The organism is Cochlodiniinecator piscidefendens, from assembly GCF_011326755.1.
Taxonomy (GTDB): Bacteria; Pseudomonadota; Alphaproteobacteria; order Rhodobacterales; family Rhodobacteraceae; genus Cochlodiniinecator; species Cochlodiniinecator piscidefendens.
This window is the reverse complement of the sequence record NZ_JAAOIE010000001.1, coordinates 765,108-784,041: the sequence shown is the minus strand read 5'-3', so window position 1 is coordinate 784,041 and position 18,934 is coordinate 765,108. Positions and strand designations below refer to the sequence as shown.

At 49.7% G+C, this 18,934-nt stretch carries 14 protein-coding genes, 1 tRNA gene, 3 pseudogenes and 1 other annotated feature; of the genes and pseudogenes, 8 read left to right on the top strand and 10 right to left on the bottom strand.

Annotated features, from left to right (window positions below):
* Positions 1-140: 140 nt before the first annotated feature.
* Positions 141-1,199, bottom strand: coding sequence for a calcium-binding protein (locus G9C99_RS03910; protein WP_166416113.1), 1,059 nt, complete (start codon positions 1,197-1,199; stop codon positions 141-143).
* Between the two features lie 679 nt (positions 1,200-1,878).
* On the opposite strand from G9C99_RS03910, the gene G9C99_RS03905 reads away from it, so the two are divergent.
* The 3 genes from G9C99_RS03905 to G9C99_RS03895 all read left to right on the top strand — a co-directional run bounded on the left by G9C99_RS03905 (position 1,879) and on the right by G9C99_RS03895 (position 4,990).
* Complete coding sequence (locus G9C99_RS03905; protein ID WP_166416112.1) at positions 1,879-2,427, top strand: hypothetical protein; 549 nt, start codon at positions 1,879-1,881, stop codon at positions 2,425-2,427.
* Positions 2,428-2,887: 460 nt separating this feature from the next.
* On the top strand, positions 2,888-4,690 hold the full coding sequence (lpxC, locus tag G9C99_RS03900) for a UDP-3-O-acyl-N-acetylglucosamine deacetylase (RefSeq protein WP_166416111.1): 1,803 nt from the start codon (positions 2,888-2,890) through the stop codon (positions 4,688-4,690).
* Positions 4,691-4,816: 126 nt separating this feature from the next.
* Complete coding sequence (locus tag G9C99_RS03895) at positions 4,817-4,990, top strand: hypothetical protein (RefSeq protein ID WP_166416110.1); 174 nt, start codon at positions 4,817-4,819, stop codon at positions 4,988-4,990.
* A gap of 109 nt (positions 4,991-5,099) precedes the next feature.
* On the opposite strand, the gene G9C99_RS03890 is transcribed toward G9C99_RS03895, so the two are convergent.
* On the bottom strand, positions 5,100-5,417 hold the full coding sequence (locus tag G9C99_RS03890) for a hypothetical protein (RefSeq protein ID WP_166416109.1): 318 nt from the start codon (positions 5,415-5,417) through the stop codon (positions 5,100-5,102).
* Between the two features lie 1,531 nt (positions 5,418-6,948).
* Here G9C99_RS03890 and G9C99_RS03885 point away from each other — a divergent pair.
* Positions 6,949-7,022 (top strand) — tRNA-Cys (locus G9C99_RS03885).
* A 75-nt stretch (positions 7,023-7,097) separates the two neighbouring features.
* On the opposite strand, the gene G9C99_RS03880 is transcribed toward G9C99_RS03885, so the two are convergent.
* Positions 7,098-7,445, bottom strand: coding sequence for a site-specific integrase (locus G9C99_RS03880; RefSeq protein ID WP_231703956.1), 348 nt, complete (start codon positions 7,443-7,445; stop codon positions 7,098-7,100).
* A gap of 64 nt (positions 7,446-7,509) precedes the next feature.
* Positions 7,510-8,021 (bottom strand): annotated as a pseudogene (locus G9C99_RS03875) (transposase); the annotation flags it as partial.
* Positions 7,618-7,734: a sequence feature (AL1L pseudoknot), on the bottom strand. Its footprint overlaps the pseudogene before it by 117 nt.
* Before the next feature lie 265 nt (positions 8,022-8,286).
* Between G9C99_RS03875 and G9C99_RS03870 the strand changes: the two are divergent.
* Positions 8,287-8,973: a hypothetical protein gene (locus tag G9C99_RS03870; RefSeq protein ID WP_166416107.1), complete on the top strand. Its 687-nt coding sequence runs from the start codon at positions 8,287-8,289 to the stop codon at positions 8,971-8,973.
* On the opposite strand, the gene G9C99_RS03865 is transcribed toward G9C99_RS03870, so the two are convergent.
* The 6 genes and pseudogenes from G9C99_RS03865 to G9C99_RS03840 all read right to left on the bottom strand — a co-directional run.
* Positions 8,974-9,663 carry a hypothetical protein gene (locus G9C99_RS03865; RefSeq protein ID WP_166416106.1) on the bottom strand — a complete coding sequence of 230 codons (690 nt, stop codon included), beginning with the start codon at positions 9,661-9,663 and terminating at the stop codon, positions 8,974-8,976. It abuts the gene before it with no gap.
* Between the two features lie 430 nt (positions 9,664-10,093).
* On the bottom strand, positions 10,094-10,336 hold the full coding sequence (locus G9C99_RS03860; RefSeq protein WP_205859820.1) for a type I restriction enzyme endonuclease domain-containing protein: 243 nt from the start codon (positions 10,334-10,336) through the stop codon (positions 10,094-10,096).
* A 63-nt stretch (positions 10,337-10,399) separates the two neighbouring features.
* Entirely contained in the window at positions 10,400-11,149 is a 750-nt protein-coding gene (locus G9C99_RS03855; protein ID WP_166416105.1) for a sulfite exporter TauE/SafE family protein, read from the bottom strand.
* Positions 11,150-11,244: 95 nt separating this feature from the next.
* Positions 11,245-12,327 (bottom strand): lyase family protein, encoded by a 1,083-nt coding sequence (locus G9C99_RS03850; protein ID WP_166416104.1) that lies wholly within the window; start codon positions 12,325-12,327, stop codon positions 11,245-11,247.
* Positions 12,320-13,003, bottom strand: coding sequence for a tripartite tricarboxylate transporter permease (locus G9C99_RS03845; RefSeq protein ID WP_331459972.1), 684 nt, complete (start codon positions 13,001-13,003; stop codon positions 12,320-12,322). The genes G9C99_RS03850 and G9C99_RS03845 overlap by 8 nt, the downstream gene beginning before the upstream one ends.
* Positions 13,004-13,017: 14 nt before the next feature.
* A pseudogene (locus tag G9C99_RS03840) lies at positions 13,018-13,515 on the bottom strand (IS3 family transposase); the annotation flags it as partial.
* A 199-nt stretch (positions 13,516-13,714) separates the two neighbouring features.
* On the opposite strand from G9C99_RS03840, the gene G9C99_RS03835 reads away from it, so the two are divergent.
* The 3 genes and pseudogenes from G9C99_RS03835 (at position 13,715) to G9C99_RS03825 (ending at position 18,865) form a co-directional block, all read left to right on the top strand.
* Entirely contained in the window at positions 13,715-15,367 is a 1,653-nt protein-coding gene (locus G9C99_RS03835; RefSeq protein ID WP_331459967.1) for a TIR domain-containing protein, read from the top strand.
* 182 nt (positions 15,368-15,549) lie between these two features.
* Positions 15,550-15,905, top strand: a pseudogene (locus G9C99_RS03830) (transposase); the annotation flags it as partial.
* Between the two features lie 413 nt (positions 15,906-16,318).
* Positions 16,319-18,865, top strand: coding sequence for a patatin-like phospholipase family protein (locus G9C99_RS03825; protein ID WP_166416102.1), 2,547 nt, complete (start codon positions 16,319-16,321; stop codon positions 18,863-18,865).
* Positions 18,866-18,934: the final 69 nt, after the last annotated feature.

Here is an 18,934-nt window from a genome sequence, read left to right as displayed (position 1 = left end):
TAAGCGGAAGTTGGATTTTGACCTAAGGTTTATTGCTGGCCTTCGGTGCAGATAGTCAGTTTTCATCTTATAACGCAAAATGCGGACATCGATAGCAGCACTAACCGATCGACGTAAATCTCCAGCGAAATTTCTAATACTTAATTGTTGAAATCCCCGCTGTACACTTGGCTGATGACGATTTCCGAAGTAGACAGTCCCTGTGCACCACTAGCGCGCGCGTAAACTATTCCATTCACAAGAATATCTGCACCGGTACCATCTGCCCAATCTCTAACTTCTAAGCTGAGATCTTCTGGAATGATAAAAAACCGTAAACCGATGACATCTTCTGAAGGATCAAAATCCATAATTTGCCCAATGTGATCTGTAACTTGCACCTCACCTTGAGGAGCATAGATATCAGATCTAAATGTATCGCTGCCACTGCCGCCATACATTTGGTCCATACCTGACAATAAATCGTCACCGTCGCCACCGATCAGCGTATCATTTTCGTTGCCCTCTAGCCGATCGTCGCCAGCACCGCCATCAAGTAAGTTGTCTCCGGGGTAAAGAGCACACAAACTATCGTCGCCGTTGCCTCCATAAAGCCTATTCGTACCGCTAAAGACGGACAGCTGGTCATTCCCATCGCCCCCTACCAACAGATCGTCACCACGGCCGCCGTTTAGAGAGTCATCACCGTCACCTCCGAACAGCGTATCGTCACCATCCCTGCCGATCAAATTATCATCGCCGTCGCCGCCATACAGGGCATCGTCACCAATGCCGCTGAATAGATAGTCATCACCGCCAGCGCCATGCAAGGTATCGTTACCCTCGTCGCCAAGTATCCAATCGTCGCCATCACCGCCATACAGGGCATCGTCACCGTCGTTGCCATATAAAGTGTCGTCGCCGCCAGCGCCATGCAAGGTATCGTTTCCCTCGTCGCCCACGTCGCCATGCACCGAATAGTCGCCAATTATCCTATCGTCGCCATCACGACCATTTAGTACATCGTCGCCACCACCTCCAACCAGTGTATCATCACCGCCGCCTCCATTTAGTAGATCACTGGCATCACCACCATCCAAACTTAGGTTCTCGTCATCGCTATCTTCAGTGATGTCTGCTGGGGTGTCTTTATCGTCAAAGGCTTCCAATATTCCCCACCCAATGGCGACAGTTGAAAGCATGAGCAGTGCTGTAAGCATGAAAGAACCCTTCGATATTCGTAAAAACTATACAAAATTAGTTGAAATAAGCGATTCTCACAATCGCAAAGGATTGCCTTTAAGGTGTGTAATGGAAACTATAGGTTCGCAAAACGCGTACAATACAGCGCGTTATTTTCGTTGCTTGAGCTTCGGAAATGATACCCTTACCTATGATCTTTGAGTGTTTTATGGAAAACGCCTTTGGGATTGTTTTGAAATTTAGAAGCTTTCGCGGGTCGGTATCAATGTCTGCAATGTGGGGCACATTGCAGTTTATTTCCTATTTTGATTCCGTGATTTGAGATCGCGGCGCAACTTTGCAAATGTCGCTATCTGCCCTTTGCTGTCGTTGATGCAAGTTGCAGCGATGACGGTTCAGCTCGTCGGCCTTCGAACGGCTGCTTTCGCCGTTCTGGCAAGTCATCTTTGCTAATGCAGCTAAGGTCCGCAATCCGCCCTGAGGTGTCGAAAGGCAAGGACCGGTTTGGGCTGGGTGCGGTCCTAGGCGGCTTTGGGCAGATAGTGACCTTTGCAAATCCTGATCACAATCCGATAGCGGACAATTTTTTTGGACGGGGGAAATGCAATGGTAATCCTTACATTGAGGTTTTCGAAAGGCTAACAAGGTGCCGTCATCCACTCGATACAACCTATAGCTTCACCGGAAAGACCCTGAATGAGCGAAATTGAAAATCCCGATGTTCAAATGCTACTGCGCGAAAATCCTGAGGCATGTGAGTACCTCTGCACTGAGGCGAAAAAGATTTTTGCTAGCGATGAAGTTGCAGCACTCAATTTGCTAGGGCAGATATTAGACGCAGTTCCCGATCTCGAAGCTGCTCTTGCAACATGTGGGATGCATTTTCTAGAAAAACGACAAGGCAAAGAAGCAGAACCATATTTCGAACGGTTGGTTCAAGTCTACGTGCGGGGAGAAACCCCTCGTGTGTCAATGCCTAATGCCTTTTCTCATCTGAGTGGTACAAGAATGTTCCTCATGGCTGCACTCAACATGCAAGGGCTGCATGGGCACGGGTCTGAGGTTTACCAAGAGATTCTTGCTGAACATCATAGCGTGGAACTACGAGGTACGTTCAAGCCGGATGATCGTGACCTTGAGAATATCACACGTTGCCTGGAGCGCATTATTCGTGTGCTTGAAAACCCTAGCGGACCTACCCCTGCAACTATTCAAGGGTTAGCTAGGCACGATGAGTCTGCTTAGGGCTCGCAGCAGTCATAGGCAGCTTTGGGCAGAAAGTGTACTTTGCAAAGTCCTGCGAAGGGCCCAACGTGCAAGTGGTCACTGCAGCAGATCGTAGTTGGTTAAGGCCATTGAAATGTAAGCTCTGGGGCCGTTTAACGCGAACGGCCCAAAGCCGACATTGCACTATTGTCCGCTTCAAGGTCAAACTCGACATGTTGAGCCAAACCTATGGAAGGTTGATCATTAAAGCTGGCTCGGTAATTGTTCAAAACAAAGGAAGTGATGGGAAACAGCGACATAACAACCCAATAAGGGTATCTATCTGTATCTGGGAAAAAATAAAATAATGCACTGGTGAATGGCGTATTCTTTGAGAATGGGCTGCTGAGGTTCTCGTTCTAGAGTAAACACATTGAACGACTCGAATTCATAAGAACTTCTCGTTCATGAGAACCTTTTTGGCCGAATGGAATGATTAATGGCAAATCACTTACAAAAAACTGTCTCTTCGGCCATTCGTTTGAAGGGGGTTGGATTGCACTCAGGTCAACCAGCGGATGTCGTAATCGCTCCGGCCAAAGAGAATTCGGGTATTGTATTTGAGCGTGCCGATGTTGAACCAGGTACCGGTATTGTTCAAGCTAATTGGGCAAATGTTAAGACTTCTCCACTTACGACTATTCTCGTAAATGATTTGGGAGTTTCGGTGTCATCTGTCGAACACCTTTTGGCAGCATTGGCGGGGTGCGATGTAGACAACGCAAGAATTTCAATTACTGGTCCAGAAGTGCCGATAATGGAGGGATCAGCTGCTCCATTCGTTCGGGCAATCTTAGGTGCAGGGAGCCGTATACAAAATTCCGCCAAAAGGGTGATTCGTGTTTTACAGGCTGTTGAAGTCTCGACTGAAATTGCCTCTGCCAGACTGGAACCGAATGATGGTCTAGAAATAGGTTTCAGCATTGAGTTCGAAGATGCGGCAATCGGCAAGCAGTCAAAAATGTTGAACATGGCTAATGGAAATTTTGTGCGTGAACTTGCCGATAGTCGAACGTTCTGTCGACAAGCGGACCTTGACGCCATGAGGAAAAATGGCCTTGCACTCGGTGGCACGCTTGAAAACATAGTTGTAGTGGACGGAGAAGAAGTAATATCGCCAAATGGACTACGGCATAATGACGAAGCCGTCAGGCACAAGATGCTTGATGCACTAGGAGACTTGTCTTTGGCGGGGCATTCTTTACGCGGGCGATATATCGGGAGGAGAGGCGGGCATGCGCTGACTCACAATCTTCTTAGAGCGCTTTTCGCCAACCCACAAAACTACCAAATTGAGGAACTTCAGCAGGAAAAAGAAACATCCTCACTTTCGGAGCTAGATAGCCAAGGTTTAGTACCTGAACGCCAGCCCGCGCCCCTCGAAGTAGAGATTTTCAACCAAAGGCTGATAAAAGCGGTACGGTCGGAACCGGCACTTTCGGACGCACAACAAGAGCTTCGTGCTCGAATGGGTTGGGACATGTTGGTAGATTTTTCCACAGGCTTTGAATCTTCATTGAGTCTAGGAAACTACAGACCGCTATCTTCAGCGATGGGCCTATTATCTAGGGCTCTTGGTACTGCTTACGAGGAGATGAATGAGGTTGGCGTTGGAATAGCGAGCAAGAGACTTGAAGCTCTCGCAAACGACAGTGAATTCAATCGTGAGCTTCCTTCTGGTGCGGCCACCGAACTAAAAGAGTTATCGGTCGCTGTATCTACGTTCACTATGCGCTTTCCCAAATGGTTACTGTACCTTGAAGATGCCGAAAGTGGCTCAGAAGAAATCGAAATTACTCAAGAAATAATTAGTAGCTTGGCGTCAATTTCAAATACTTTGAATGAATCTGAAGAGGTTTCTCGGGATGTTCAAGTAGAATTCAACCGGCAAGTAGATGAACTAGAGGAAAACCCACAATCTGAACTTTTAGCAGTGGGGTTGCTCGCATCCACCAGAGAGATTTTACGGGAACTGAGCGATAACGCTATGATTTCATGGCGCTTGTACAAAGAAGAACTTGCAGAGAAAGGAGCATCCGCAAAAAGGGTCACAATTGGAGAGGTCAACGAAATCGGAAAAATCACACCCACTGAGCTTCGCAAGGCTGGATTGTGGGGTTGTTTGGGCGTCACTTGGGATATCATGGTCTTTAACGGTTCTGGATTGTTAACATTGGCCGCAAAATTCCCTGAAAAATTCGGGTGGATAAAAGGTGTTCTTAGTTTTTTTGGGATTAACTAGAGAGTTCTCAAACGTCTAAAGCCTAACTAGACAGAGAAGCGTTCAAACGTTTTTTCTTCGGTTTGACTATAACGTAAGCGTTTCATTTTATGTGATGGAGGGCCGCAATCTGATTCAGGCCATACGATGAAGTCGGCTTTCATTGCTTTGGCCAAGATCTTTGCACTTGCAGCGAACTACGGCTTTCCGCCCGGCGTGTCTAAAGGCGACGGCTGCTTCGGGCTGGGTGCGGTCGTAGGCGGCTTTGGGCAGATAGCGACATTTGCAAAGTCCCATCGCAATCCAAACAAAACCGAATGATCACGCTGCGATGCCGCGAAAAACCGGTCATTGATGAGCCTTGCAGCGAGATTTCGGACTGGAGGTCTGCTAAGCGGACAAAGTTGCCGTTGTGTACTAGCAATAATTCTTAGCTGATCAATGAGATTTGCGCCCATTTGATACCGACGACCGAAAACTCATTCCCAATGAGGATTAACTCTTCTTCAACGTGACCTGATACAGTCCAAGAGCGCCCAAAGGATTGGGCCAAAGTAAGGCAAGTTAGCAAAGCATCTGACCAGTTGGTTTCAGTTATACTCTTTTCCAACAAGACTTTAGTGCCACCGTCTTTATACTTTTCTAGAATCGGAGAACCCGCTGAGATCAGCTTGTTGAGCCCCGATACAACAACCAGTGCATTTTTCTCTTTATCCGTTTCAAGCACTAGAGAAATATTAAGCTTCAAAGTTTGGTCTCCCCAAATGAGATCCTGAATAGCATTACCCAATTTTCAATTGGTAATGCAACTGACGGTAAGTTTGGGCTCTAACCGGTCATCTGACAAGTTTAGTGGGTCAATTTGACGATTTTTCATGTCCTTCGGCAGCTAAGTGCAACTTTGTTACCGTTCAAAATTTATTATCCGCCTCAGGTGAGTTTGCGAGCTTGCTAAACCTATACAACAGAAGAAGAGCAGAAATCGCGCATGCAGAGCCTATAGATATCACCGCCAAAAAATCCAGAAATGAAAAGAAACTGCATCCATTTTCGCTTTGGCTGGCGGCTGCAACACAACTCGTCCCACTCCGAAAGAGCCAATAAATTAAAGCGATTAACCAACCAGAACCGACGACGACCAGTCCGCTCCGCCCATAAGCTTTACCGATCCATCGAAAAAGTATCGCCGCGACGATAGAAATAACTATTGGGATCGCCAACAAAAAAACGAACACACCCGCCATGTCAAAACCCCCGTCAGGATGATCAATTGGCGTAAGTGACTATTTCTTCTGACTATTGTCAACTTGGGCTCGAACCTGCCGTTGATGGCTAAAACCTGTTTGTAATAGCTTGAATGACCGCTTTCGTGAAGTCGAGGCACAATTTGTGCATGAGCGGCAACCGTAACCAAACTCGCATCAGATTGGTAATTATGGGCTGGGTACGGTCCCTGCTCGCAATAGGCTCGAGTTTTGGCATGGCGGATTTATCAACCACTCTTTTTCTTTAGACGATACTTGAGTTCGTCCAAATTTTTGCGAGTGTCTTCAATTTTCTGAGCATTAGAAACGGCCGGAGGAACGACGATTTTCGAACTATTTTCCTGCCTTGCCATCTCAACCTTTGGCTCAACAAAACGCTCGAAGAACCACGTGATTAGGGCAGGAAATGCGAAGCGTACCCTCACTGCAAGCGCTGTCCGCGCGGCAAAGGGTCAGAGGGAGTGCGGGCCGCTGATCTGATCGTCAAATATGGTGAGAATTATTGCCTCAGCAAGATTATCGCGAAACTGAGGTGTCGTCGGTGCTGCGGTAAAGATGTTGGTGTCACGTTTTCATGGGATTTAGATGCGGCGGCTGAGCGGGGAGAATAGGGGGTGTGAGATAGGTCAATTCTTTAGAATTGGCCATTTCCCATGTTTATGAAAAGTTCACGCTTTGTTGTGGGAAATATATCCTTTATCCTTATGATTTTAAAAGCTTACTGGCTTATTGTGGATCAGGAGGTCCCCCGTTCGAGCCGGGGTGGTGGTACCATTTTTTTATATCAGGTATAATTTTAAATATGTGCTCGTCATATATCTCATTGGGATTTGGCTTTCTTTTCAATTGAACGACGTTGTTTTTCAGTGTTTCGATGTGTGAACTTTTATGAAAAACAGCGCTGGACAAGCTGTAAAAAAGACGCAATAAGCTGCATCAACAATGGACAGTTCTACTGGATAGAGATTGTTCAGCATAACAGATTGGGAGTGTCTCCTGATACTGCACCATAGGGGCGAGTTGGCGGAGTGGTGACGCAGCGGATTGCAAATCCGTGTACACGAGTTCGATTCTCGTACTCGCCTCCAAATAAAAACAATGGGTTACGCGGTTGTAGGCGATAAGCGAGTAGCGCGTTTTACAATTCATTTTACAGTTTTTGCTCAAAATGTGCTCTTTCGATGTTGCGCCAACTTCACTAAAACCGCATCCGTTTCGTCGGGTGAAACGCGCGCGTAGTGCTCAATAACGTTTGCTGCGTAACGTACCGACCAGCCCATATGGTTTGCGATTTCAGCCAAAGACAGGCCTGAGTTTAGTAGCCGTGTCGCGGCAGTCCCTCGAGTGTCTTGCAATCGCAGATCATACCCAATGTCCTCAGGTGATAGCTTCGCCTTGTCGCGCCATTGTCGTAAACCTTCGGATGCGCGGTGCGCTGTTAAAGCTCCGCCGCTGGCATTAGTTAAAATCAAGAAGCGGTCAATCGGGGTGCTGTCAATAATTGCTGCCATAGGGGGGGTGACGGGGATGTGTGCTAAGCGTTTCTTTTTGTTAGTACGGATGCGCAGGCGTCTTGTCTTCCCAGACTTGCTTCATCTGTGGACGCAATTCAGCATCCCTTTTCACGCGATCTGATGCTAGCTCGGGATCACGTTCAACTGCCAGATGCGCATAAAACGTCGATGGGGCGATCTGCAAAACCCGGCAAATCGACTCGACCCCGCAGATATTCCGATGTTCTTTGATAAAGGCGATCATTTCCGAAATGGGCGGTCGAGCTCCGCCTGAGCGAAATACGCTGATGCTTTCTTCAGGATTTCGTTGGCTTGCCGAAGCTGACGGTTCTCACGTTCCAAAGCCTTGATCCGGTCCCGTTCGGCGGTCGTTATGCCGTCCCGTCGACCACTATCCGTCTCAGTGCACCGAACCCACGCCCGAAGTGTATCCGGCCCACAACCAATCTTAGGCGCAATCGATTTGATCGCAGCAGATTGGCTGTCAAATTCGCCCTGATGTTCAAACACCATCCGCACAGCACGCTCGCGCACTTCAGGTGAGTATCTGTTTCCACATTTGTTCTTTTCCATAACCCAGTATCCTTACTTCTGGGTCTCCGGCAAACAAGGGGCGGTTCACTGCATGCACCTTGGTCAGATTTGGGATACCAGTGAATGCACCGCCTCAGAAGCGTAGCAGTGCCTTCCAAAGCTTGCATGATTGGGTCGAACTGGCGTTGACAAATCGGCTTTGCATTCGTCAGTTAAAGTGGTTTGTAAGTGTTAGTGCTTACAAGCTAATCGGACGAAGGGGCGGGGAATTTGATCGAAACGATTCTTGAAGGAATGAACGACCATGTCTGAATTTGAACCTTTCGATCCGCCACGGGCTGTTATTGTACCGCAAGATTTTCTCAAGCTTTTAGAGGAAGCCGAAAAAGATCCGGATTATTATATCAACAACGAAGAGGCTTCGAGCCGACTGATCCGTTCCATCATAGCCTTTCGAGAGAGGAACAACTTGAATCAGTCGGAACTTTCAATGTCGCTCAACATCGGGAACTTTGGCGGCAACACAGTCGGTAAGATCGAACGTGCTCAGCTAAGTGACCCCGTCTACTTTAAAGCCGCTCTACGCGCGCTGAGAGACTACGCGCAGGCAACCAACGGTTACGTAGCTTGGGTGGATGTGAGCACAGACCAAATTCAGCATCACATTGAGAAAGTGCGGTCGTCGCTGCTAATATTGGTAGACCAATTGGCAAATTTGAACGACGATCCGTCACAGCCTGTCTTCCCTTCAGAAGTTGCTAAACAGCAATTGATCGTTCTCCTCAAAGCTGTTTTGCAAGAGCTTGAAGCACCCAAGATCGATAAAGGGCGCTTGAGCCAAGTTTTTTCATGGACGGGCAAACTTGCCGGACGGGTAGCGAAGAAGAAGGCGGAGTCGACTTTGGGGTCTGCGCTAGATTCTGCTATGCAGGAAGGGACTGACCTACTTGACAAGATCAAGGATTTGCCAGGCAGTGATAATCTCTTCTAGTTAAAAAGGGATCTCGTCATATTCGGGAGAAGCATTTGGTTCCAATCGTTGCTGTTTTTCCGGCAGATCCTCGATTAGATCTACCAACAACCGTTTCTCTTCTTTAGTGAATTTGTCCCATTGAAAGGACTCGATAAAGGAGCGGTAGGACGGAAGTTCCGACCTCCAACCCACTGACTTGTGTAGTAATTTTTTAAGAAGGAGAACTACATCTGCTGGTCGCCTGTCCTCTTCCTCTGCGTCTGTCAGAGAACCTCCTTCCAAATCGAGCGCTCTTTGAAGCGGTACCAACCGGGGATGGTGACCCAAGGCCAGCATGTGAAGATGGTGATGGTTCTCGTTATGAATCGTTCTAGCAACTGCCTTTTTGACCGCTAGATCAACAGCGCGTGCACCTTTGAACGTTCTGGGGAAATGCTTTTTGTATTCGTCCCAGTATCGTTTTTCGATCTTGCCTGATTTGTGTTCAATGTAAGCGAGCATAAAATGAAAGCCGGTTGGGATGTAGAATGAAATCTGCCTGAAATTGCGATTGGTCTCTGCACTCCCGTCATGTGCGCGATCAACCACAATTTGGTTTTCTTCCCACTGTTCCTTTCCGAAGATGTCTGCCGGAGACAGCCAATCGTCAAAGGGCGTCCCCCCTCCATAGTCGTCTCCGCTCTGCTCGTATTCGTCGCCACTGCTCATGCATGCACCTCACTCGTTCGATCATTGATTCCCCTTATAGACGCAAATCAACAGTTTGCGCGCATTCAGCTAAGGAACACAGTTGTCCTATGTTCATGCATTGCGAGCGACATGCCGTGCCGACCAAAAGCGTGCGTTTACTCCACCCTAGAGGCTTCTACACCTTCAATGTTTATGACCCGAAGAAGAAAACTGGAGAGACACTACAGGTCGCTCTCAGCGAGTTAAGCCCAAGCATCGCCGCCGATAGAAGTGACGGAGAGGATCGTACCAAACGAGACCAAGAGCATATTCTGAAGCATTAAGTTAATCCGTAACAAACTGCGCGATTTGAGAAGTATCGTTGATAGCATACCGCCAAGTCCAACGAATTAATGTTCGTAAAGTATCAGATATTTAAAGTAAATTGCGTCATGCAAGGTAGCGCATGCTATTTTCCATCCAGCTGCCCCAAGACGCCGGAACGCAAGCGTGACAAGACCACAACCATTGAAGTGCAATTTAGGCTTAAGACCAGCGTAACAAGGTTTCGGCCTGTTAGGACGGTATTGATTGCTGCCGGTGCACGATCGGGTGGATAACCGAATTTTTTAAGAATCCGGCGAACGAGGACGCGGAGCTTGCCACGGGCGCTTTCCTTTAAGTGCCAGTCTACGGTTACGTTTTGTTGCAACTATTCGAGTAATTCGTAGGCGATAATACGGAGCTCAACATTGCCCATATCTTCAGGTCGTGATCACCATAACCAAACCAAACCAAAATAAATCATTCGTAGTGACAAGGCTGTCAGCACTATCATCAGCATCTTTCGGAATATGGTTTTCGAAACCACCCCCCTCAGCTTGGTACCGACTAAGGATCCCAGCGTGACGGCAACGATCATACTGACAATCTCGACAACGAACGTTGTCGCGGAAAACCCTGCAACAACGAACACCAGCGCCTTCAACGTATGAAATGTCGCGGCAAAGGAAGCATTTGTGATGACAAACTGATCCTTCGACAAATCATCTTTCAGCAAAAACGGCGAGGCCAACGGCCCGACCGCCCCCACAAACAGCGACAAGAAGGTTTGGACCAGCCCCAGCACTGAGTATCGAACGGTCTTGCCGAGCGTCACAATGCTCCCCAATCTTGAAAGAGGAAGCCAAGTGGTGACAAGAATAAATGCACCAAGCGTCAAAGGCAGAAACTCGGGCGGAAATTGCACGACAACCTGTGTGCCGACCAGCGCTCCGACTGCAGCCCCTGCAAGGAATGGCCAAAAGATAGGGCGAACGATGTCGCGCATGGACAACGATATTCTGCTTACGTTTCCGGCGAGCGACACCAGACCGTGAACCGGAATGATGGCCGCTGCGGGAATGATGCCGAGCATGGCCGAAATCAACAACGGCCCGCCACCGACACCGATGATCGATGTCCACACCGATGACAGGAACGCAGCGACAATGAGGAACAACAGTTCAAGGAAGGAGACCGTCAAGTTGCTCGTCCTTCTCCATGTACTAGCCGATCCCTTTGGCGAAATTTGGGGTCCAACGTTATCGGGCTAGGTTCAGAAACGGTGGCACGCATTCCCTAAGCGGAAGGCCTGCGATTTTGCTCCATCCGATCTGTATCAATGGTCAGATCAGCAAGCATCTTGTTGGACCATACCAAAGCGCCCGATGTAAGCAAAAAGACTTCTGGCACGACCAACCATTCAGCAACCCACACACCACCCGAACGTTCGTGCTGGTGCAATGTCAGTTCGCCGATCTGTTCAGACCGTTGCGGCCCGAGCCTAGCAACAGCATCGGCAAACTCGCTTGCCCGCTGATTCCTTTTGTGGTGCATGGACGACGACGCACCTTTTCCGTTTTCATGCAATTCATAGACTTCACCAATGTCGCTGGACGACAGCAAATTGATGTTGTGCGCAATCTTGCAAAGGGTTGCGCACAATGCCCCTAGTGCGCCGACAACATCGGCCACCCCGTCACGAGCGTTTTGCCAATGCGGATCAACACGCCCAAGACCAAGTGCTTTTGACATACCCGCTTTGACCACATCGCACTTGACCTCGTAGTTGGACAAATCGCCCAATGGCCCGCCCACTTGAACCAACGCTCCGCGAATACCCGCCTCTTTGGCAACCGCCATGCGCCGCGTCAATTCTGCCTGCCACACTTCCAGTTTGGTTCTCAGCAGCATCGGCACGGCATGTTGACCATTGGTTCGGCCAAGGACTAGCGTTGACGGATGGGCGCTGATATGGTCCGACAGTGCGGTTATCAATTTGCGCGTGTCATCCATCACAACCGATAGCCCAAACTTCATTTGCATGGCCAAAGCCGTATCCAAAATATCCTGCGTGGTGCTTTTGTAATGCACATAGGGTGCATGTTCGTCGCCGACATGCTCGCGCATCTGGTCAACCAACCCAACAATGGGCCGCCCGACCAGCTCCATGGAGTTGTGCAGCCGGTCTTGGTCCAGATCAGCGACCCGAAACCCCTCAATCGCAACCGCGGCCTTGTCGGGCAACACTCCGGCGTCGGCCTGAACACGCGCCAAGGCCTGTTCAACCTTGATCCACGCCGAAACTGTGGACGACTCGGACCAAATCCCGCGCATCTCGACACTTGAATAGCTATTTTTCATCAGCGGCCACTCAAGCATCGCCCAATCCTCCTTTGGCGATTTTCTGTTCCTGCCAAATGGACCGCACGCGGAACGCCATGGCCGCAAGCCCGATCGCAAGGAAAAGGGCAGCAATCGGTCGTTCGACAAAGACCAGCGCGCCACCATCAGACATCAACATTGACTGGCGGAACGTTTCTTCGGCACCTTTCGCCAACACAAATGAAATCACGAAGGCAGCAATGTTGAAATCATACTTGCGCATCAGCCAGCCGACAAACCCTGCGATGGTCATGACCGTCACATCAAACATCGAGCCGCGCGCGGAATAAGCCGCAACAAATGACGTCAGGAAGATAAGAGGATACAGAACGTTCGTCGGGATTTTCAAGATCAATCGCGCGACCTGAGTTGCGCCAAAATATCCGATCAATCCATAGGCGGCAATGCCGATCATCCCGCAGGCAAATAGACGATAGATCAATTCTTTGTCCGTCAGAAACAGCGTCGGTCCGATCTGAATACCATGAATCAAAAAGACCCCCAACAAGATCGCGCCGATGGTTGATCCGGGAATACCAAGGGTCAAGAGGGGTGCCATGGACGGACCGGATACAGCATTGTTGGCCGCTTCCGGCGCAGCGACGCCTTCCAGCGCTCCTTTCCCCCACTTTTCAGGATTGTGAGCACGACGTTTGCCTTCACCGTAGGAAATGAATGCAGCAATCGCTGATCCGTGTGGTGGATACAGTCTTGCGGCGGTGTCCGGAATGCAATCGCCATCTTCAGCGCCCTAATTGCCAGATCGCGCTTCATGCGGTTACTGACGGCCCAACCAATGACGCGCCTTGAATGCAGGTCGAGGATGACGGCCAGATATAGCCATCCCTCACGGGTCTAGACATAGCTGATATCGCCAGCCCATTTCTGGTTCGGCGCATCAGCTGTGAAGTCCCGATCCAGTAGGTTCGGTGCGATGTTGAACTTATGATCACTGTCCGTTGTCACCTTGTATTGGCGGGTTCTGACCACCGATATGCCGTTCTGGCGCATCAACCGCCCCACACGGCGGTGACCAACATTCAGGCCGATATCTTTAAGTTCTTCCGTCATTCGTGGCCTGCCATAGCTACCAAGGCTCAGGCGGGACTGTTCTTTGATATGCGCAAGTGTGACCATATCAGACCGTTGTCTGCGGCTCGCGGGACGGCTGCGGGAGGCCCGTAACAGGCCGAACACAAGTCTGCTTCTTACCAACGCGAAATTACTTCAAATATGTCTTGCTATGCAGGCGCTATCCACACAGGTCATTCGCCGCGGCGATAAAAATAGCAGTTCTTTGGTTGAAAAAGTAAGCATGGCAGCCAGAAATCAAACATTAGCTGACAGGTTTGGCCATTTGGCTAAGAGCGCATAACGTGACATAGTGACAATAGCGCAGATACATATCGACGGAAAACCAGATTTGAACAAAAGCAACTCAGCGACACAAGAACAAGCTGCATCCCTATTGGCAAACAAACTAGTGTCTGCAGCTCCCAACTCAAACTCGTCAAGGAACTGTATAACGGTGGGCTTAGCCGGCGCTGCGGGCCTTGGAAAGTCGTCCATGTCAAGGATCCTAAAAGAAAAGCTGAATGAAGAAGGATACTCGTGCTCTCACCTTCAACTAGATGGATTTCTTCGGCCTCGAGATGTACGTAGGGCAATTAAAACTAATGGATATTGCCTAAGTGGGTGGGATACGCCAACCGCGGAAAAAATGATAAGTAGGTTGGTCTATGAAGGCGAAAATATAGCCGTCCCGCAGTATGATTATGACGGAACGGTGGGGAACGAACTTAATGTCCAGTTTGCGGACTTCATAATTCTCGACGGAAACTACTTGGCGGTCGCTGACAGTGATGATGTGATCGACTTCTCGATTTTTTTTGAAGCTAGTACAGAAGCATCAAAAACATTGCGCTTTGAACGAGATGCGATTACTGAACGGCGATTTTCAGAAAGTGAAGCGAAGGCAGTCTGGCTAGAAGAAGAGCAAAGTTACATTGCAAATATTCGCCCCTATCGGGAAAAGGCTGATGCCATAGTTCACATTTCAAAGAAGCGCGAATACTTTCTGGATGAGGCTTCAGATCAGTCTGGCAAGAAAATATATCATTCGCCCACTCCCCTTCAAGACAGGACCATTTTTCTCAGCTACACAAGGCAAGACAATGAGATAGCAACGGCCACTAAGTCTTTCTTGGAAAAACATGGTGCACGCGTATGGATTGATACAGCGAGCATGCTGGCCGGATCACACATCAAGGAATCAATTGAGAGCGCGATTGACAATTCCGATGCGGTTGTTCTCGTCTCGACTAAACAGTCGATTGATAGCTTTTGGCTACCATTTGAATTTGGGTACTCATTGGGCTCCAAAACACCCGTTTTTCCAGTGCTTTATGGAGTTGAAGCCGACGACTTGCCTAGCGTACTTTCGAGCCTTAATTGCTGCACATTTGTACAGCTAGAGCGTGTCTTACTCCCGGCCCTCAAACATTCATTCGAGAACGTAATACAAGCGGATGAACAAGGGTTTGAATTAGAGATAGACAATGCCCTCAAGTCTCTCGGGGACTGGAGCAACTCCCCCGAAATAGCTAAGATTCTCCTTGAAGCAGTTTCACTCGACAAGGGGCAAAGGAGGATTGCCCATATTCGTATGCGCAGAATGCCGAAAAAGACTAGAAAGAGGTTTTTGGACGTATTCGAGGTTCTACTTGATAGCAAAGTTGAGCATATCCGTGGTGAAGCCTACTATTGCTTAGCACAAATTCTAGATGAGAATAACTCGATGAGATATTCTGTTGAGTTCTTCGAAAAGGGATTGTTCGATGATAGTGACAAGGTAAAGTCATGCTGTACCAACCTAATTCGTCATTTCTCTCCGCTCCCGCAGACTGCCGTTGAGCGCCTCAAAGAATTTGTAGCGATGGGTCTTGAAAACGAAGAGTTCAATTCAGATCGATCTGGCATGGTATATTGGGCCTACGTTGCTCTAGATGCGCACAAATCTGCCAAGAGAGCGAAATGACCTAAAAACTCTTGGATAGAATAAACATTCGTTTTGCTGAAGGGGATATGCATCAAGAAATTCTAGAAATGAATTAGTTTGAATAGTACCTAACAGCCGCAACTACGCTTGAACTACTCTGGACCTGTCGCGGTTTGATGCCGCTCCTTTGATAGCATTAACTGCAGCAAAGGAGATCGACTATGGGACTGAAACGGACGGACGAATTCCGCCAAGATGCGGTGCGTATTGCACTGACCAGCGGGCTGACGCGTAGACAGGTGGCTGATGATCTGGGCGTTGGCATGTCGACGTTGAACAAGTGGATCACAGCACATCGAGACACGGACGTGGTTTCGAAGGAGGATTTGGACCTCGCCAAAGAGAATGACCGGCTTCGACGTGAGGTTCGGCTTCTTAAGGAGGAGAGGGAAATCCTAAAAAAGGCCACCCAGTTCTTTGCGGGCCTAAAGCAATGAGATTTAGGTTCATTGAACAACACAGGGATCACTTCCCGGCCAACCGTTTATGCAGTGTCGTTGGCGTCAGCGAACGCGGATTTGCGCAGCACTTGTAGCCGCTGGGCCTGATGGTTCCCTTTGTGTGATGGCAGTCTTCAGATCAGCATCCTAGCGGGTCAGCTAGCGAATTCTTCGACTAGCAACAGGTCAATGTCCCGTTCGGTAGCATGTGTCAGTGTAAGCATCTGTTTCATCAGTTCATATTTATTTACGCTACACGCGCGTGTAGGCCTGCAAGTCTTTTCATAAACTCTATGTCTTTAAAATCTTGCTGATTAAATACTAAGAATCGTTGCAGATTTGATGCTCTGCAAGGGATTTGGAGTTCTCCAGTGAAACATGTAAGTCGGACGAAATAGCATCACTTGAGCTTACAATTTTGATTTTATCTTCTACCGTAAAACAGCCACAAAGGCAAAACCACTTCGACTTTTTTCCAAAGAGGTTTCAAATGTCAGACACGACTTCTGGTGAAATGACCAACCAAGCGATAGAAGCCCCCGCCCGCTCTGTGCAGGTGAAAACGGAGTTGACCGCTGATCAAGCTGCGGCTCATTCGTTTTTGACCGAGGTGCGCACTCGCATCGCGACACAGAATTTGCCGTTCCAAAAGGGGATTGAGAAAGATGCGCTGGCCAGTTTGTACCAGCTATTCGGATTGGCACGCAAGGCAATAGCGGACAATCCCGGCTGTGATGTCTTTGCCGAGATGACGGTGGAGATGTTGAACCAACACCTGCGCCCTGTCACGGCGGATTGGCATCGTAGATCAGAGCAGGGCGAGCTGTCCACACGGGATGGGGCCATTGCATTCCGCCTCGATCTGGTCGGCTTGCAAACCAAACTCAGGGCCTATGCTGCTCAGGTTCATGTGATGGCCTATGGCAGGCCAATCAAAGACACTTGGGAGGGTGATGTGGATATCAAGGAGCGGATTGATGTGACTGGACCGATGGTGCTGGGCTTGCGTCAGGACAGTCAGACGTCTGCCTCGGTTGCCAATGAACTGAACTCGGCAGAAACTGCCGAAATCCGCGCCATTCGTATTGCCACTGGGCGGGCGGACAGCAACGACACCGGCCCAATCACCGAAGGTACGGGCCTGGCGTTTTCTGGTGGCGGCATCCGTTCGGCTTCATTTTCATTGGGCGTTGCGCAAGAATTGGCAGAGAGAGGGCTGCTGAAAGGGTTCGATCTGATGTCTACGGTGTCTGGGGGGGGGTTCACAGGCGCCCTCATCAGTCGCCAAATGGCACAAGCAGGCGAAGCCGCCCTGAGCCAACCTGATGGACCCGATACTGCTCAAGTTGCCTATGCCCGCCACCGGGCATCGTATCTTTTGCAAGGGGAAGCAGGACGGGCACCGAAGTTTGTCGGACAAATCCTGGCTGGAATGCTGTTGAACTGGACAGCACCGGGTGTCGTAATTGCAACGATTGCACTGATCCTGTACTGGTTGCCTAATGCAGCCACGTCCGCCTTCTCGTTCTTACCGATTGTCGCCTTCGCGTGCTTCGCGTTGGGGCTGGTACTGCATGCAACGTTGTTGAAATCGAGACCCACCACTGCTGACAAGTTGTTGGCGTTGGCTCTGGCTGCAGCTGGAGTTTGCATGCTTGGCACTTTGATCCATAGCCTCTATCCGCTCGTGACAACGGCGCTTCATTCGTCGTTAAAGTGGGCGATGTTAGGGGGGGTGGGGGCCGCTTTCCCGGCTCTTTCAATTGTAGCTAAGCTCTTTGCCCGACCCGCGATGCAAAAAGCCGCAGTCATTGTTGCGATGGCGATTGCCGGCATCATCGTGCCGATGATTTGCCTGATCTTTGGCATGCTCCTTTACTATCTGGCTGATCTACCAGCAGACACGGCGGCGTATCCTGTTTCTCCATTACGCTATGTGCCCGGTCATGTGGTTCTTTTAGGGCTTGTGCTGGTGTTGGCGCTAACGTCGTGGGCGATTGATATCAACCTGACCGGCCCCCACCGCATTTACCGCGATAGCCTGGCACGAACTTTTGTCCAGTCTGGCGAGCAGGACAGTGCAACAGCGCCATTGATGTCGCTGAACCAACCGCACAAGGCCCCGCATCATTTGATCAATGCGGTGGTAAATCTGCCCAACAGCAAGTCCGTGAAACTGGGGGAACGCAAAGGTGATTTCTTTCTGTTTTCCAAAACGCACTGTGGCTCTCCCACGACAGGATATCACAAGACGTCAACGCTAACGACCGCAAACGAAGCGCTTGATCTGGGTACGGCGATTGCGACGTCGGGGGCGGCGGTTGCGCCACATATGGCGCTTCTGTCTGTCGCCCCTGCCGCGTCGCTATTGGCATTCTTGAACCTGCGGCTAGGTTTCTGGCTGAGTGTTTCGCGGTGTGGAAAAACAGGCAAACGCCCCGGATTTAGATGCTTGCTGCGCGAGATGACCGGTCAGGGTTTAATCGAGGATCGCGATTGGCTCTACCTTACGGATGGGGGGCATATCGAAAACTCGGGTGTATACGAGCTGTTGCGTCGCCGGTGCCGGTATATTGTTGCGGTGGATGCGGGCGCTGATACCCCCAATACCTTTGGCACACAGGCGACACTCAGCCGACATGCGCGCATCGATCTGGGGATCGAAATCGACATGAAGCTGGATGACCTCCGGGTTGATCCGGGGAACGGGCAGTCCCCATCCCACGCTGTGTTGAGCACTATCATCTATCCCGCCGAAGATAACCAACCTGCCCAAACTGGATTGCTTTTGTTCATCAAACTGTCGATGACCGGGGACGAAGACGAGATGATCAATGCCTACAAGACAGTACATCCGGATTTCCCGATCCAATCCACCGCCGATCAATTCTTTGACGAAGTGCAGTTCGAAAACTATCGCCGTCTTGGTGTCCATGCGACCCGAAGCCTGTTTTCTGAAACGCTGATCGGCTTCGAAGGCGAGCCAAAGGATGTGGGTGGTTGGCTGCGTCGTTTGACACGCACCTTGCGTTCGTGATGGCCTGGCATGGTCAATCACGATTGGTGCTCTGGGCCTCGGCTCCACTGTCCAGATGTTATTGACAGA